Source organism: Actinocrinis sp. (genome assembly GCF_035938995.1).
Taxonomy (GTDB): domain Bacteria; phylum Actinomycetota; class Actinomycetes; order Streptomycetales; family Catenulisporaceae; genus DASZGI01.
The window spans coordinates 12986-28363 of the sequence record NZ_DASZGI010000163.1 but is presented as its reverse complement, the minus strand read 5'-3'; the positions used below and the strand labels follow the sequence as shown (position 1 = coordinate 28363).

General features: G+C 68.5%; 9 protein-coding genes. 5 read left to right on the top strand and 4 right to left on the bottom strand.

The window, feature by feature from the left end; translation table 11 throughout:
• The coding region (locus tag VGZ32_RS11815) for a carbohydrate-binding protein (RefSeq protein WP_326885996.1) at nt 1–509 on the bottom strand (509 nt) is incomplete at its 3' end.
• 223 nt (nt 510–732) lie between these two features.
• Complete coding sequence (locus tag VGZ32_RS11810) at nt 733–1788, bottom strand: LacI family DNA-binding transcriptional regulator (protein WP_326885995.1); 1056 nt, start codon at nt 1786–1788, stop codon at nt 733–735.
• A 333-nt stretch (nt 1789–2121) separates the two neighbouring features.
• Between VGZ32_RS11810 and VGZ32_RS11805 the strand changes: the two genes are divergently transcribed.
• The 5 genes from VGZ32_RS11805 (at nt 2122) to VGZ32_RS11785 (ending at nt 9963) form a co-directional block, all read left to right on the top strand.
• Nucleotides 2122–3501 carry an extracellular solute-binding protein gene (locus tag VGZ32_RS11805; RefSeq protein WP_326885994.1) on the top strand — a complete coding sequence of 460 codons (1380 nt, stop codon included), beginning with the start codon at nt 2122–2124 and terminating at the stop codon, nt 3499–3501.
• A gap of 108 nt (nt 3502–3609) precedes the next feature.
• Nucleotides 3610–4563: a carbohydrate ABC transporter permease gene (locus tag VGZ32_RS11800; protein WP_326885993.1), complete on the top strand. Its 954-nt coding sequence runs from the start codon at nt 3610–3612 to the stop codon at nt 4561–4563.
• Between the two features lie 53 nt (nt 4564–4616).
• On the top strand, nt 4617–5492 hold the full coding sequence (locus VGZ32_RS11795) for a carbohydrate ABC transporter permease (protein ID WP_349263573.1): 876 nt from the start codon (nt 4617–4619) through the stop codon (nt 5490–5492).
• Nucleotides 5493–5575: 83 nt separating this feature from the next.
• Nucleotides 5576–8182: a discoidin domain-containing protein gene (locus VGZ32_RS11790; RefSeq protein ID WP_326885991.1), complete on the top strand. Its 2607-nt coding sequence runs from the start codon at nt 5576–5578 to the stop codon at nt 8180–8182.
• Between the two features lie 104 nt (nt 8183–8286).
• The gene (locus tag VGZ32_RS11785) at nt 8287–9963 is read left to right on the top strand and encodes a glycoside hydrolase family 13 protein (RefSeq protein WP_326885990.1); all 1677 of its coding nucleotides are present in this window, start codon (nt 8287–8289) and stop codon (nt 9961–9963) included.
• A gap of 170 nt (nt 9964–10133) precedes the next feature.
• Here the strand turns inward: VGZ32_RS11785 and VGZ32_RS11780 are convergent, their stop codons facing one another.
• Both VGZ32_RS11780 and VGZ32_RS11775 read right to left on the bottom strand, forming a co-directional pair.
• Nucleotides 10134–11195: a LacI family DNA-binding transcriptional regulator gene (locus VGZ32_RS11780; protein WP_326885989.1), complete on the bottom strand. Its 1062-nt coding sequence runs from the start codon at nt 11193–11195 to the stop codon at nt 10134–10136.
• Nucleotides 11196–11509: 314 nt separating this feature from the next.
• Nucleotides 11510–14935: a TIM-barrel domain-containing protein gene (locus VGZ32_RS11775; RefSeq protein ID WP_326885988.1), complete on the bottom strand. Its 3426-nt coding sequence runs from the start codon at nt 14933–14935 to the stop codon at nt 11510–11512.
• Nucleotides 14936–15378: the final 443 nt, after the last annotated feature.

Genomic DNA, 15378 nt, shown 5'->3' with positions numbered 1-15378 from the left:
GTCACGGTGAGGTTGTCGAGGTTGACGTTGCCGGTGTCGGTGGTGTCGAACTTGTAGGCGACGGTGTTGTTGCCGGTGTTGAGGGTGACGTTTTCGGTTTCGGTGGTCCAGGTGTTCCAGTCGGCGGTGCCGGGCAGGGTGATCTGCTTGAGTTTGGAGCTGTTGGTGTAGAGGGAGAGGGTCATCGTTGAGCCGGTGCCGTTGGAGTAGCGCAGGGTGAGCGTGTAGGTGCCGGCGTTGGGTGCGTTGATGGTGAAGGTCGTGTCGGCGGTGCCTTTGTTGGTGTCGGTGTATCCGGCGACGAATCCGGTTCCGGTGTAGCCGCTGTGATCGGTGGCGACGACCGCGCCACCCGACAGCGCCGCATTCTCCGCCTCGTAGGTGGTGCCGGCGGCCGAAGCCGACTGCGCCGCGAACAGGAAGGCCATGCCCAACAGCAGGCCTATGAGCGTGAAGACGGCAGTGCTCGCCGCGACGATGCGGCGGCTGCGTGTGCCGAGATCGAGCATGGCGCTCCAAAATTAAAGGTGTTGGTCCGGGTGAATTGGAGCGCACCGTAGCGCCGCTTTAATCGAGTGGCAATGTTCCGATTACATCGCCGAGATAAAAGATCTGTTCTCGGCTCACCGCAATTGTGTACTTAGAGTGGCTGTGAGCAGCGGCGATGGATAAGAGTCTCAGGTCTCTCATGCGCGCTTGCGAAATCGGATTCAATTCGCGTCGGTTTTTTGCCTACGGTCTTGCGTACGCCCTGGGGGGCGCGGAATTCACCGCTCGCTGCGGTTCCGCCTGTGCCTGTGTCTGCGCCTGTGCCGGTCCGGTCGAGCCGCGCACGACCAGCTCCGGCTCGTGCATCAGGACGCGGGGGAGTGGCGCGTCGCCGTTGATCTGATTGACCAGCAGGGTGACCGCCGCGCGGGCCAGCGCCTCGATCGGTTGCCGGAGCGTGGTCATCGGCGGGTCGGTGTACTGCATGAACACCGAGTCGTCGTAGCCGACCACGGATAGGTCGCGGGGCACCGACCGGCCGAGTCGCCGCGCCGCGCGGATCGTGCCGAGCGCGAGTACGTCGCTGCCGCAGATGACCGCCGTCACCCCGGCATGGCTCTCCAGCAACTCGGCTGCGGCGGCCTGCCCGCCCTCGAACGAGAACAGCGCGTGCGCGATGTGGTGCCTGATTCCGGCCTGCTTGGCGAAGGCGGTGAAGGCCGCGGCCTTGCGCTCGGTCGGCACATGCCCGTGCGGCCCGACCAGCAGCGCGATCTCCCGATGGCCGAGCGTGACGAGGTGCGCGAACGCCTGCTGCACCGCGGACGCGTCGGACGTGCTCACCTGTGGGAAGCCGGCATGGTCGACCGCCGCGTTGAGCAGCACGACCGGCACGCCGCGCTCCAGCAGCTGCTGGTGTTCCTCCTGTGTGAGCCCACCGCAGAACACCACGCCGGAGACCTGCTGGTCCAGCAGCATCGACACATACTCGGCCTCGGTCAAGCCGCCAGCCGATCGCGTGCACAACACCGGGGTGAAGCCGACCTGCACCAGCGCTCCGCCGACGCTCTCGGCGAGTGCCGGGAAGATCGGGTTCTGCAGCTCGGGCATCACCAAGCCGACCAGCCGCACGCCCACGCCGCGCAGCGCGGCGGGCCGCTCGTAACCGAGCACGTCGAGCGCGGTCAGCACTGCCTGGCGGGTGGCCTCGGAGACGCCTGACTTGCCGTTGAGCGCGCGGCTGACCGTCGCCTCGCTCACCCCGACCTTCCGGGCCACGTCCGCGAGTCTGCGTGTCATGTTACGGAACTATGTCACGAACATGCGCTGACTTGCAGGGGCATACGTTCTGGTTGCGCCCAGCGGTGCACATCTTGCGTAAGTTGATCCAACTATTGCGCGGTGGTCCCGCCCGCCTCTAATTTGTGCAGCACGCCGAGCCGCGATGCCCGTTCTACCAGCGCTTTCGTCGACGACTTGGCTTGCGCGCCGAACAAACCCGTATACAACCCGGGCCGGCGTGCGGCCTCTAGGGCGCCGCGAAGTCAGAGAACCGGGAACCTTCGCCCTGGCCGGCCGTACCGCGTGGCGGCTCGCGCCCCTCCCCGTCGATCTTGAGCTCAGGGACTCCACATGACTGGCAGACGAAACCGCAGCGCCGTTGCGACCGCACTGGTCGCCGGCCTGGCGTTGAGCGCCGCCGCGTGCAGCAGCGGCGGCTCCGGAAACACGGGCTCCGGCACCGGCGGCGGCCCGGTCGCGATCACCGTCGGCTGCGAGCCGCCGACCTCCCAGGCCTCCGCCCGCAAGAACTGGGAGGCGGACGTGGCCGCGTTCGAGAAGGCCAACCCAGGCGTCACGGTCAAGGGCGACGACTCCAACCCCTGCGACGACCCGGCCACCTTCGACGCCAAGCTGGCCAGCGGCAAGATGGACAACGTCTTCTACACCTACTTCACCGACGGTGCCAACGTCATCGCCTCCGGGCAGGCCGCCGACATCCAGCAGTACGCCTCGCAGATCAACGACTACAAGGACATCCAGAGCTCACTGCTGGACATCTACCGGCAGGGCGGCACCGACTCCGGCGACTTGTACGGCATCCCGACCGGCAACTACAGCCTCGGCATCGTCTACAGCCGCACCCTGTTCCAGCGCGCCGGACTCGACCCGAACAAGCCGCCGGCCACCTGGGACGAGGTCGAGTCGGACGCGATCGCCATCTCGAAGCTCGGCGGGGGGATCGTCGGCTACGGCGATTACAGCGCGGCCAACACCGGCGGCTGGCACTTCGCCGCGGAGGTCTACTCGCGCGGCGGGAAGATGGTCACCCCGGACGGCAAGTCGGCCGCGTTCGACGACGCCACCGGCCTGGCCACGCTCCAGTTCCTGCACAAGCTGCGCTACGTCGACAACGTGATGGGCACGAAGCAGGGCCTGCAATACAACGACCTGCTCCAGATGATGGCCTCGGGCAAGCTCGGCATGTACGTGGGCGCGCCGGACAACCTGACCTCGATCCACAGCCAGTACAACGTGCCGTACACCGACCTCGGCGTCGGGCCGATGCCGGGCGAGGCCGCGACGCTGGTGGGCGGCTCCGGTTACATGTTCAACAAGAACGACACCCCCGCGCAGATCCAGGCCGGCATCAAGTTCGTCGACTACGAGTTCATGACCTCGGGGCTCGGCCAGTTCGACTACCAGCGCCTCGCCCAGACCGGACAGCCGGTCGGCCTGCCCGAGCCGGACCTGTGGAGCGGGGCGGCGGCGACCGCCGACGCCGCCGCGGTGGCGAAGTACGCGAACATCCCGACGGCCAACTTCGCCGCCTACGTCGCGGCGATCCCGACCATGAAGCTGCTCGTCGAACCGCCGCAGGCGCAAGCGATCTACGCGCAGGGCGACAAGGCGATGGACGCGGTGCTGACCAGCCCGAACGCGGACCCTCAGGGACTGCTGGACACCTTCAAGAGCCAGGCGAACTCCATCCTGGCCAACGCCCAGCAGTAACCGCACCGGCCCCGCGACTGCGCCCCGGACGCGGCCACGACCACAGGACCCTGATCCACGGTCGCGGCCGCGCTCCAGGCGCCCGGCCCCAAGACGAGAGCACCCGACATGGCGACGATCAACCTGGCCCCGGCCATGGCCCGGGACGCCCGGGCGGCCGCCCGGCCCCGGCGGCAGCGCGCGCCGATCGGCCGCAGGCTGCGCCGCAACGCGACCGCGTACCTGTTCCTGGCCGGAGCCGTGCTCTGCTTCGCGGTGTTCTCCTGGTACCCCATGATCCGCGAAGTGATCATGAGCTTCCAGTACACGAACTTCGCCGGAAGCACCCGCTGGGTCGGCCTGAACAACTACCGGCACGTGCTGGCGGACCCGGACTTCTGGAGCGCCTGGCGCACCACCGGCCTGTTCACGCTCTTCGCACTGGTCTTCGGGTACGCGGTGCCGTTCTTCACCGCGGTGGTCGTCAACGAGCTGCGGCACGCGCGTTCGTACTTCCGACTGCTGGTGTACCTGCCGGTGATGATGCCGCCCGTCGCCGCGGCGTTCCTGTGGCGGTGGTTCTACACGCCCGACGACACAGGGCTCTTCAACGCGTTGCTGCGCGCGCTGCACCTGCCGAGCGTGCAGTGGTTGCAGTCCTCGCACCTGCTCGCGGTGCTGTGCCTGGTGCTGTTCTCCACCTGGATCAACATGGGCGGCACGGTGCTGATCTACCTCGCCGCGCTGCAGGGCATCCCGGGCGATTTGTACGAGGCGGCGGAGCTCGACGGCGCCGGGATCATGCGGCGGCTCTGGCACGTCACCGTGCCGCAGACCCGGCTGGTCCTCTCGCTGATGCTGCTGTTGCAGATCATCGGCACGATGCAGGTCTTCCTCGAGCCCTACATCATCACCGGCGCCTCGAACGACACGACGACCGTCGTGTACCTGATCTACCAGTACGCGTTCAACTTCAACAACTACGGCAGCGCCTCGGCGCTCGGGGTCGTCCTCCTGCTGGTCCTGGTCGGATTCGCGGGCGGATACCTGTGGCTCGGCCGCCGGCTCGGCGAGGAGGAGTAAGGGCCATGAGAAGGTACGCGCCGAGGAGGAGAGCCGCCACCGGGGGAGCGCGGGTGCAGACCCGGACCCTGGTCTCGCAGGCGCAGCTGGCGCGGCCGCTGGGACGCACCGTGTACTGGATCGCGTTCTGGACGCTGATCGTCCTGTTCGCGCTGGTGTTCCTGTTTCCGCTGTACTGGATGCTCAGCGGCGGGCTGAAGTCGGCCCAGGAGATCATCCGCACGCCGCCGACGATCGTGCCTGCGTCGGCCGACGCGGCGAACTACGGCGCCGCCTGGCAGGACGCCGACCTCGGCCGGCTGATCACGAACACGGCGATCTACGCGTTCGGCGCGCTGGGCTTCCAGCTGGTCTTCGACGTGGCCGCCGCGTATTCGCTCTCGAAGCTGCGCCCGGTGTTCGGCCGCACCGTGCTGTTCGCGATGCTGGCGACCCTGATGATCCCGACCACGGTCATCGCGCTGCCCGCGTATCTGACCGCGAACAACCTGCCGTTCCTGCACTGGAGCCTGCTCAACTCGCCGTGGGCGATCTGGCTGCCCTCGGTGGCCAACGCCTTCAACGTCTTCCTGCTAAAGCGCTTCTTCGACTCGATCCCCGCCGAGCTGCTGGCCGCGGCGGCGATCGACGGCGCCGGGCCGCTGCGCACGCTGCGCTCGGTCGTGCTGCCGATCTCCCGGCCGATCCTCGGCGTCGTGTCGATCTTCGCGGTGATCGGGGTCTGGAAGGACCTGCTCTGGCCGCTGCTGGTGCTCACCGACACCTCGAAGCAGACCATCAACGTCGGCCTGCGCCAGCTGAGCGTCGGCCTGCCGGAGAACGTGCTGATCGCCGCGCTGGCGATCGCGAGCGTGCCGACGATCATCATCTTCCTGATCTTCCAGCGCAACATCATGGCCGGACTGACCGCTGGGGCCATGAAGGGCTGATCCAAACGGCTGACGCGGTCGCGGACGGCCTGCTCCACAGGGCGTCCGCCGGAGCTGCGCTGCCTTTCTCCTGGGAGCAAACGATGAGAAACCGGAAAACATGGACCGCGACGATCGCCGTCGCGGCCGTCCTGGCCGCGTCGTCGGGCGCCGCAACGGCGCAGAGCGCCGACGTGGCCAGGGACTCGCGGTCGGCCGGCGCGGAGGTCCCGTTCACCGAATACAACGCCGCGACCAGTCCCCACGCGAAAACCAACGGCCTGATCCTCGGGCCGGACTACCGCTACGGCACGCTTGCCTCCGAAGCGACCGGCCGGCAGGCTGTGCAGCTGATCGGCCAGGGCGAGTACGTGTCCTTCACGCTCACCGAACCGGCGAACGCGGTCGACTTCCACTACGCGATTCCCGACTCGCTGCACGGCGGCGGGATCACCGCTCCGCTGGACCTCTACGTCAACGGCTCGCTCGCCACGGCACTGCCGCTGACCTCCGAGTTCAGCTGGCTCTACGGCAAGTATCCGTTCAGCAACAACCCGAGCGTCGGCCAGCCGGACGGCCAGGTGCCGCACGACTTCTACAACGACGCGCGCTACCGCTTCGCCACCAGGCTCCCGGCAGGCACCGTGGTCACCCTGCGGGTCGGCCCGGGCGACAACGCGCCCTGGTACGTCGTGAACACCGCGGACTTCGAGCAGGTCGGCGCGCCGACCGCGAAGCCGGACGGCTACCTCGACGTGACGCAGAGCCCGTACAACGTCGACGACACCGGCGCCACCGACGTCACGAACGCGCTTCAGGCGGCGATCAACGCCGCGTCGGCTGCCGGTCAGGGCGTCTACCTCCCGCCCGGCACGTACACGGTCAGCCGTCCGCTCAATGTGAACAACGTGACCATAATCGGAGCCGGTGAGTGGTATACCGAGCTGACCGGGAAGAACGTCGAGTTCAGCGGGAACCAGAACCCACCGAGTACCCACGTGGACATCTCCGGTCTGTCCATATTCGGCAACGTCGACGTGCGCGACGACAGCAACACCGAAGACACCGGGTTCAACGGCGGCTTCAGCGCCTCGCGCATCTCGCAGGTGTGGATCCAGAACGAGAAGGTCGGCATGTGGGTCGTCGGCCCGAGCACCGGCCTGACCGTCGACCGGCTGCGCATCCAGGACACCACCGCCGACGGGGTCAACTTCAACGCGGCCGACGGGCCGATCACCGACTCGGTCATCGAGAACAGCTTCCTGCGCAACACCCAGGACGACGGCCTGGCGCTGTGGTCGGAGAACTACGGCGACACCGGCATCACCATCGCCCGCAACACCGTGGACTCGCCCGGCCTGGCCAACAACATCGGCATCTACGGCTCCGGCGCGAACGACACGGTCGTCGGCAACCTGTTGCAGGACACCGTCACCCGCGGCGGCGGCATCGGGATCGGACAGCGGTTCAACTCGGTGCCGATGTCCGGACCGCTGAACATCGTCGGCAATACCCTGATCCGCACCGGCCAGTGGGACCCCGGCTGGGACTACGGCGTCGGGGCGGTCTGGTTCGACCCGCAGCAGGGCGACATGACCGCGCCGGTGAACATCGTCGGCAACACGATCGCCGACAGCCCGTACTCCGCCTTCATGTTCCAGAACTCGAACGCCTACACCGGATCCGCGGTCACGACGCCGCCGACCGCCGGATACCGCGTCAGTGGCGTCACCCTCGACGACAACGCGATCCGGGGCGCCGGAACCTTCGCCTTCCAGGAACAGGCCCCCGGCTCGATCCTGGTCTCCGACACGCACGCCACCGACGTCGGCGCGGCCGGGCAGTTCGTCTGCGGCTCCGGATTCACCGTCGTGGACGGCGGCGGCAACTCAGGGTGGCGCGACACGACCTGCGGCATGCCCACGCACTCGCCGCTGTGGGCGTATCCGGGCACGACCACGTTCGAGGCCGCGACCGTCGGCCAGGCCACGCCGACACAGAAGATCGTCGTGATGAATACCGCGCCGAGCGCCACCGGCCTCGGCCAGATCGCCGCGAGCAGCGGCTTCACCGCGACCACCGACCCGACCCACCCCTGCGGCACGAGCCTCGACGCCGCCGCGACGCCAGATGACCCCGCCACGTGGTGCGTCATCGATGTCTCCTTCACCCCGACCTCAGACGGAGTGACCAAGGGCACGCTCACTATCCCGGCCGCCGAGCCTGGGCAATCCGCAACGGTCCAGCTGATCGGCAGCACCGACCCGATCGGCGGAAACGGCGGCGTGGCCCCGCCGGAGAACCTGGCGCTGAACGCCGCGATGACCGCCAGCAGCGCGCTGCCCGGCTTCCCGGCGACCAACGCGAACGACGGAAACGACGGCTCCTACTGGGAAAGCCAGGACGGCGACCCGTTCCCGCAGACGCTGACCGCCGACCTCGGCACCGTCCAGTCCACCAGCAGCATCGTCCTGACACTCCCGTCGAACTGGGGAGCGCGCACCGAGACGCTGTCGGTGCTCGGCTCGACCGACGGCAGCACCTTCACCACTCTCGTCCCCTCGGCCGACTACCTGCTCGACCCGGCGACCGGCAACACCGTCACGATCAAGCTGCCCGTCGGCACGCAGGAACGCGCGCTCGAACTGTCCGTCACCGGCAACACCGGCTGGCCGGCCGCCCAGATATCCGAGTTCGAAATCTACTCCTGAACCCACAGACCCGGCCGGGGCGCGCGGGCCGCACTCCCGCGCACCCCGGCCGGACCGCTTCACAGAAAACTGATTTCAGCATGCACGTGAGGAGCACTGCAGCCATGGCCATCGACACGCAAGCAGTCCCAGCGCCAGGGGCCCCGACGCGCGACAGGACAGCCTGGTGGCGCGACGCCGTGATCTACCAGGTGTACCTGCGCTCGTTCGCCGACGCCAACGGCGACGGCGTGGGGGACCTGGCCGGCGTCCGCTCCGGACTGCCGTACCTGGCCTCGCTGGGTGTTGATGCGCTCTGGTTCAATCCCTGGTACGCCTCGCCGATGGCGGACGCCGGCTACGACGTCGCGGACTACCGCAGCATCGACCCGGTCTTCGGCACCCTCGCCGAGGCGGAGGCGCTGATCGACGAGGCGCACGCGCTGGGGCTGCGTATCATCGTGGACGTCGTGCCGAACCACTGCTCGGATCAGCACTCATGGTTCCGCGCGGCGCTCGACGCCGGTCCCGGCTCGCCCGAGCGCGAGCTGTTCTGGTTCCGGCCGGGCCGCGGCGCGCACGGCGAGCTGCCGCCCAACGACTGGAAGTCGGAGTTCGGCGGCCCGGCCTGGACCCGGGTCACCGAGCCGGACGGGATGCCCGGCCAGTGGTACCTGCACCTGTTCGCCGCCGAACAGCCCGATCTGAACTGGAACAATCCGCGGGTGCGCGCGGAACACGAGGACATCCTGCGCTTCTGGTTCGACCGGGGCGCCGACGGGGTGCGGATCGACTCGGCCACCATGCCGGCCAAGGACCCGCTGCTGCCCGACTTCGACCGCGCCGAGCCGTCCGGCCCGCACCCCTTCGTCGACCGCGACGAGGTGCACGAGATCTACCGCGCCTGGCGCGCCGTGGCCGAGAGCTACCCGGAACCCAGGGCACTGATCGGCGAGGTCTGGCTGGCCGACGCGGAGCGCTTCGCGGCGTATCTGAGGCCTGACGAGATGCACGCGGCCTTCAACTTCGACTACCTCAACTGTCCGTGGGACGCTCCCAGGCTTCGCGCCGTCATCGATGCGACGCTGGAGGCGCACGCCCCGGTCGACGCGCCGGCGACGTGGGTGCTGTCCAATCACGACGTCACGCGGCACGTCACCCGCTACGGCCGCGAGGACAGCGCGATGGGCCGCAGCCCGTGGCAGCACGGCGCGCCGACGGACCTGGAGTTGGGGACGCGGCGGGCACGCGCCGCGCTGTTGCTGAACCTGGCGCTGCCGGGTTCCTGCTACCTGTATCAGGGCGAGGAGTTGGGCCTGTGGGAGGTCAGCGCGATACCCGATGAGCAGCGTCAGGACCCGTTCTTCCACCGCAGCGGCGGCGCGGACGTGGGCCGCGACGGCTGCCGGGTGCCGCTGCCGTGGAGCGACACCGCGCCCCCGTTCGGCTTCAGCCCGCAGAGCGCGACCGTTCAGCCCTGGCTGCCCCAGCCCGCCGAGTGGGCCGCGCATACCGTAGAGGCGTTGACCGGCGTACCCGACTCGATGCTGGAGTTCTACCGCACCGCCCTGCGTCTGCGTCGCGAAGAGACCGCGCTGCACGGCGGATCCCTTTCCTGGCATTCGGGTCCTGACGGCGAGGTGCTCGACTTCCGTCGGGGAACGCTGAGGTGTGTGGTGAACCTGTCGAAGCAGCGCGTCCGGCTGCCCGAGTATGCGTCCGTGATCCTCGCCAGCGTGCCGCTACCGCAGCGTACCGACACGCTCCCGGCGGACGCGGCCGTCTGGCTGCGCACGCGGTAGCCATTCGGGTTCTTCAACGTTGGCCGTGGCTCTATGGCGGCTGTAGATCGCGCGGTGGGGAAAGGCGCCCCCGCCGCGCGATCCTTCGCCGCCACGGCCAACTTTGAAGAGGGGCCATTCGGACGCAACGCCCCGACGAAATGGCCCTCCCGCACAGCGGGAGGATTTTCCTAGACAGCGACCGGATGGTTACGCACCAGCGGTACCACGCCGTCGTCACACGGACCGGTCGAGCCACGCACCACCAACTCCGGCTCGTGCAGCAGCTCGCGCGGAGTGGGCTGGGCGCCGCTGATCTGATTGACCAGCAGGGTGACCGCGGCCCGCGCCATCGCCTCGATCGGCTGGCGCAGCGTGGTCAGCGGCGGATCGGTGTAGTTCATGAACGCCGAGTCGTCGTAACCGACCACGGACACGTCTCTGGGCACGTCGAGCCCGAGCCTGCGGGCGGCCCGCACCGCGCCGAGCGCCAGGATGTCGCTGCCGCAGATCAGCGCGGTGGCTCCGGCGCGCAGCAGGTCGCTGGCCACCGCCTGGCCGCCCTCGAACGAGAACAGCGCGTGGCCGATACGCCGCGAGGCGTCCATACCGGCCTTGGCCGTCAGCGCGGTGAACGCGGCGCTCTTGCGCACCGAGGGGCTGTGGTTCGCCGGGCCGACGAGCAGGCCGATGCGCCGGTGGCCCAAGGAGCGCAGGTGCACGAAGGCCCGTTCGACCGCGGCCGCGTCGTCCGTCGACACCTGCGGGAAAGCCACCTGTCCGCCCAGCGACCGAGCGCGCTGAATGTCGGCATAGTCGACCGCCGCGTTCAGCAGCACGACCGGCACACTACGCTCCAACAGCTGCTGGTATTCCTCCGCGCTAAGGCCGCCGCAGAACACCACGCCGGAGACCTGCTGGTCCAGCAGCATCGTCACGTACTCGGCCTCGGTCAGCCCGCCGGCGGTGCGCGTACACAGCACCGGCGTGAAACTGAGCTGCACCAATGCGCCGCCGACGACCTCCGCGAGCGCCGGGAAGATCGGATTCTGCAACTCGGGCATCACCAGCCCGATCAGTCGGGCGCGCACGCCGCGAAGCTGCGTGGGACGCTCGTAGCCGAGTACATCCAAGGCGGTGAGCACCGCCTGCCGGGTGGCGTCCGAGACACCGCTCTTGTTGTTGAGCACCCGGCTGACCGTCGCCTCGCTCACGCCGACTTTTCTGGCCACTTCGGCGAGTCTGCGCGTCATAACCATATTATGACATGGCACTGCGGTCATTTGCCCAGCTCAAGCAGCACTTCCGGCGATTTGCGACGGACTTGCGCGCGACACGGCACCGTTTGCGCAATATCCGGACGCGCGATGCGCTACCGACTTTCGGGCCTGATCGGACCGGCACGGTCGCCTACGCGCCACACGGGATTGTCGTCTGAGCGTCGAGATCTGTCCTCGGGCAATTCGCGCGTCCTCCGCCGCCAAGCCTGAATGTCGCGAGCAGCGCGCCAGGCATTCGAGCCTGGCGCGCTGCCCGCCGTCATCGACGGCCGCAGCCGCTCCGCGGTTTAGTTGCCGATGGTCAAGGTCGCGGTGTTGGAGACGGTTCCAAGAGGGCTGGTGACTGTGATCGTCGCGGTGGAGCCTGGGACGACGTGCCAGACCCCGTTGTCGCCAGAGGGTTGCGGGACGGTGAATGTGATTTGGGTGTCGCTCCAGCTGTCGATACTGAAGGTGGCGGCGTCGGGCGGAGCACCCCAGTTGGTGCCTTCGTCGCTGAACGTCAGGTAGCTGCCGTCCTGCTTCGCGCCGAAGCCTGTACCGGTGACGGTGACAACCTGGCCCGCGGACGCCGTGCTCGGCGAGACCGATGTGATCGCGGGCGCCGGGACCTGGGCGGCTGTATCTGTCACCGTCTGACCGGAGACGGCGTCCGTGTAAGTTGCCGCCGCGCTCAGCGTCGCCGTCTGCAGCTGCCCGGACGAGGAGGCCGGTGCGGTGACCGACCAGCTCGCCGTCAACGTCCCACCGGCGGTCAGGCTGCTCGCGGTCGACGGCGTGGTCGCGGTGGCCTGCCAGCCGGCCGGCACGTTCAGGGCGAGCTGGACGTTGTCGACCGCGCCCGGGCCGCTGTCGGTGAAGGTGGAGCTGACCGTCGTGGTCGAACCGGGCGCGACGTTCAGGCTGTCGGCGGGGTCGATCGTCAGCGCCGTCGCCGCAGGTTCGGCCGCCTGCACTGCCGTGCCGCCGATCTGGGTGATGGTCTCGGTGTGGTTGGTCGGCACGGAACCGACGACGACCTTCAGGGTGTGCGTGGCCGCGTCGTAGCTCCAGTCCGAGGATGGCAGGGTCTTGCCGTCCGCCTGCACCGCATGCGGTGCGGAGATGTCGACGAGGTCGACGGTGTACGACCGGCTACTTGGTGCGCCGGGGTAGGTGCCGCGTGCCGGGTCGATCTTGATGGTCGACTTGCTCGGGTCGTCGACCGTGAAGACGATCGGCGTCAAAGTGTCCTGACGTGTCTGGTAGCCGAGGCCGGTCCCGGCGTCGTCGTACATCGAGTACCGGCCGTCAGCGCCGCCGAACACGCGCAGGGTGAGCGGCGCGGATCCGGCGTCCTGTGCGTGGCCGGTGGCTGGCTGCAGCGGAACGATCCCGCCCGCCTTCACGAACACCGGCATCCGGCTGTCCGGAACCTCAAAGGTCTGGGTCGAGGGCCCTTGGAACGTCGCGCCGGTGAACCAGTCCGTCCACTGGCCTGGCGGGAGCCATACGGTGGTCGTCGCCACTTGGCCGGGGGTGGTGACCGGAGCCACCAGCATGTCCTGGCCGAGCAGGTACTCGGTCGGATTGTCGTACGCGGCGGGCTGGTCCGGGTAGTCGAGGTACAGCGGCTGCGTCATCGGCAAGCCGGAACTCGAGGCCTGCTGTGCGAGCGTGTAGAGGTAGGGCACGAGTTGCTCGCGCAACTGCAGGAATTGGTCGCCGATCGCCTGGGTGGCACTGTCGTACTCCCAGGGCAGGCGCGCGTTCTGGCCCCTGTCCACCCCGTTCGAGTGCTCGCGCATGATCGGCTGGAAGGTGCCGAGCTGCAGCCAGCGCAGGTACAGGTCGTCCGGGTCGTTCGAGCCGCCGTTCGGCGCGCCGAGGAAGCCGCCGATGTCGTCGCTGACGTAAGGTTCGCCGATCGCGGTCTCGTCCTGGGCCAGCTGCGCCTCCATCGCGAGGGTGTTCCAGGTGCTCCAGGTGTCGCCGGTGAACGCGACCGCCGAGCGGTGGTCCGCCCATGCGCCGGTCGGGTAGGCGCCGGCCTGCGAATTCTGCAGCGAGGCGCCGATCCGGGAGAGCACGAATCCGCGCTGACCGGTGTTGACCATCTGCTGTGCGTACAGGTGGTTGATCCAGCTGTCCGGCGTCGCGCCCGGCAGTGAGACGGTGCTGGCGTCGCAGCACCAGTCCAGCCAGGTGAAAGCCGCGCCGGCGTTGTAGAGCGGCTGCTGGAGCGCGAAGTTGGCTTCGGCCTGTGCGACGTTGCTCCAGTCGAACACGGCGCAGCCGCCGGAGACGCCGCAGGGGCCGGGCTGAAGAGTTCCGCCGGCGATGTCCTGGGCCTCGGCGTATTCAGGGTCGTTCGTCGCGATGCTGGAGTGGATATTGAGATCGACGTGGATCTCCTGGGCCTTGGCCCAGGCCAGGAACGACTGCGGATCAGGGAACAGACTCGGGTTCCACTCCCAGCCGTCCCAGGTGTTCGGGCTCTTCCAGTTCGTGTCGACCGAGAGCGTGTCCAGGGAGACCCCGTTCGCCTGGTACTGCGGAAGGATCTGGTCCTCGTAGTCGGACGTCGAGTACGGGTAATAACGGGAGAGCCAGTTGCCGAACAGGTATTCGGGCAGCAGCGGCGCGGGACCGGTCAGCTTGGCCAGGTCGCTCAGCGCGGAGGTGTAGTTCTGGCCGTAGCCGAACAGGTATCCGTCCTCGACGTCGCCGGTCGGCCGCGGTGCGATCCAGCCGTCCGAGGTCCACACGTCCGATCGCGTGTCGTCGAGCAAGTACCACCCGGACTTGTCGAGCAGGCCGGGCGCCATCAAGGGGATCGGCGCCTGGCAGGTGGCGCCGGACTGCCCGCTGCCGCAGTTCGGGGAGGCGCTGTAGCTGCCGTTCGTCGAGTCGAAAGAGCGCAGATAGCCGCCGAGCGGATTCGCGGGCGTGAACGAGGTGGCCGCGCCGCCAGTCGGGGTGACGGCTATGTCATCGATGTTCACGTTGCAGTCGTCACCTGTCGCGCATGTGACGTCGACGGCGTTGCTGCCTGACCCCAGGGTGACGGGGACTTGCACGGTGGACCAGTCGTCCCAGCTGGAGGTGGCCGGCAGCGTGACCTGAGTCGCGGTGCCGTTGACCACGAGGCTCATCGTGCGTGGTGCGGGTCCGCCGATCGCGCCGATGTAGTTCGCGTAGCGGATCGTCACCTCGGCGGCTCCAGCCGTCGCGCCGAGCAGTTGCCAGGACGCGGTCGAACCGGTCGCCCCGAATCCGGCCACGAATCCCGCGGTGCTCTGGTTTCCGGTGTGGTCGGAGGCGATGACCGCGCCGCCGCTCAACGCCGCCGCGGTGGACTGGCAGGTCTGGCCGTAGGTGCACTCTCCGGGCCACGTCGGCGAGACCGTCGGCGAGGAGCCCTGCAGCGGGTGCAGCAATTGCAGCTGGGTGTTGGCCGGGCTGAACGCCCCGGAGCCGAGCCGGTAGCGCAGCACGACGTCGCTGGTGCTCAGTTGCAGCCAGCCGTTGCTCTCAGTCTCGGTATAAGCCGGCACCGGGAAGTCGCGGTCCAGAACGGTGAAGGTGGGCTGATTCAGGAAACTGCCATCAGTCGAGTACTCGAGCCGGATCACCTCGGGGGACAGCACCTCGAAGCGGGCGTTACCGGCGACGACCGTCGCACCCTTCCGAGCCACCCCCTTCTCCGCGTCGATCTTCGTGGACAGATTCACCGGGGAAGTGTCGGACGTGGCGGCCGTAGCGGGCCGGACGGCGGCAGCCTGCGCGAATCCGGGCAGCGCCAGCGGCACGAGCAGGGCGCCAGCCGCGACACCGAATAACGCAGCGCGCCACCGTTGCCGCGAGGTGTGGAACGCGGGTCTGGGACTCGGAGGGGATGTGGGTGTGGTCATGTTCCGTCTTTCACAGGGGCGAAGGGCGATGCGCACGTAGTGCGGGTGGAATGGTGATGCCGCAGTAGCCGAGCAGGGCGCGCACGGCGGGCCTGCACGGAGGAGTGGGCGAATTGGGAGGGAAAAGGCGTCGACGCGTCAGGCGCCAGCCGGCGCGGCGCTCGAGTTGTTCCTCGAGCGCCGCAATGGTTCGGCGCTGGGCCGAGCCACAGGTCACGCTCGGCCCGACCCAGCGCAGTGGGCGGCGAGTCGGTGATCGTCTC

Excerpts from the sequence above, each read along its gene's own strand:
- VGZ32_RS11810 (WP_326885995.1), bottom strand. The coding sequence starts at position 1,788 with ATGACACGCAGACTCGCGGACGTGGCCCGGAAGGTCGGGGTGAGCGAG.
- VGZ32_RS11805 (WP_326885994.1), top strand. The coding sequence starts at position 2,122 with ATGACTGGCAGACGAAACCGCAGCGCCGTTGCGACCGCACTGGTCGCC.
- VGZ32_RS11800 (WP_326885993.1), top strand. The coding sequence starts at position 3,610 with ATGGCGACGATCAACCTGGCCCCGGCCATGGCCCGGGACGCCCGGGCG.
- VGZ32_RS11790 (WP_326885991.1), top strand. The coding sequence starts at position 5,576 with ATGAGAAACCGGAAAACATGGACCGCGACGATCGCCGTCGCGGCCGTC.
- VGZ32_RS11785 (WP_326885990.1), top strand. The coding sequence starts at position 8,287 with ATGGCCATCGACACGCAAGCAGTCCCAGCGCCAGGGGCCCCGACGCGC.
- VGZ32_RS11780 (WP_326885989.1), bottom strand. The coding sequence starts at position 11,195 with ATGACGCGCAGACTCGCCGAAGTGGCCAGAAAAGTCGGCGTGAGCGAG.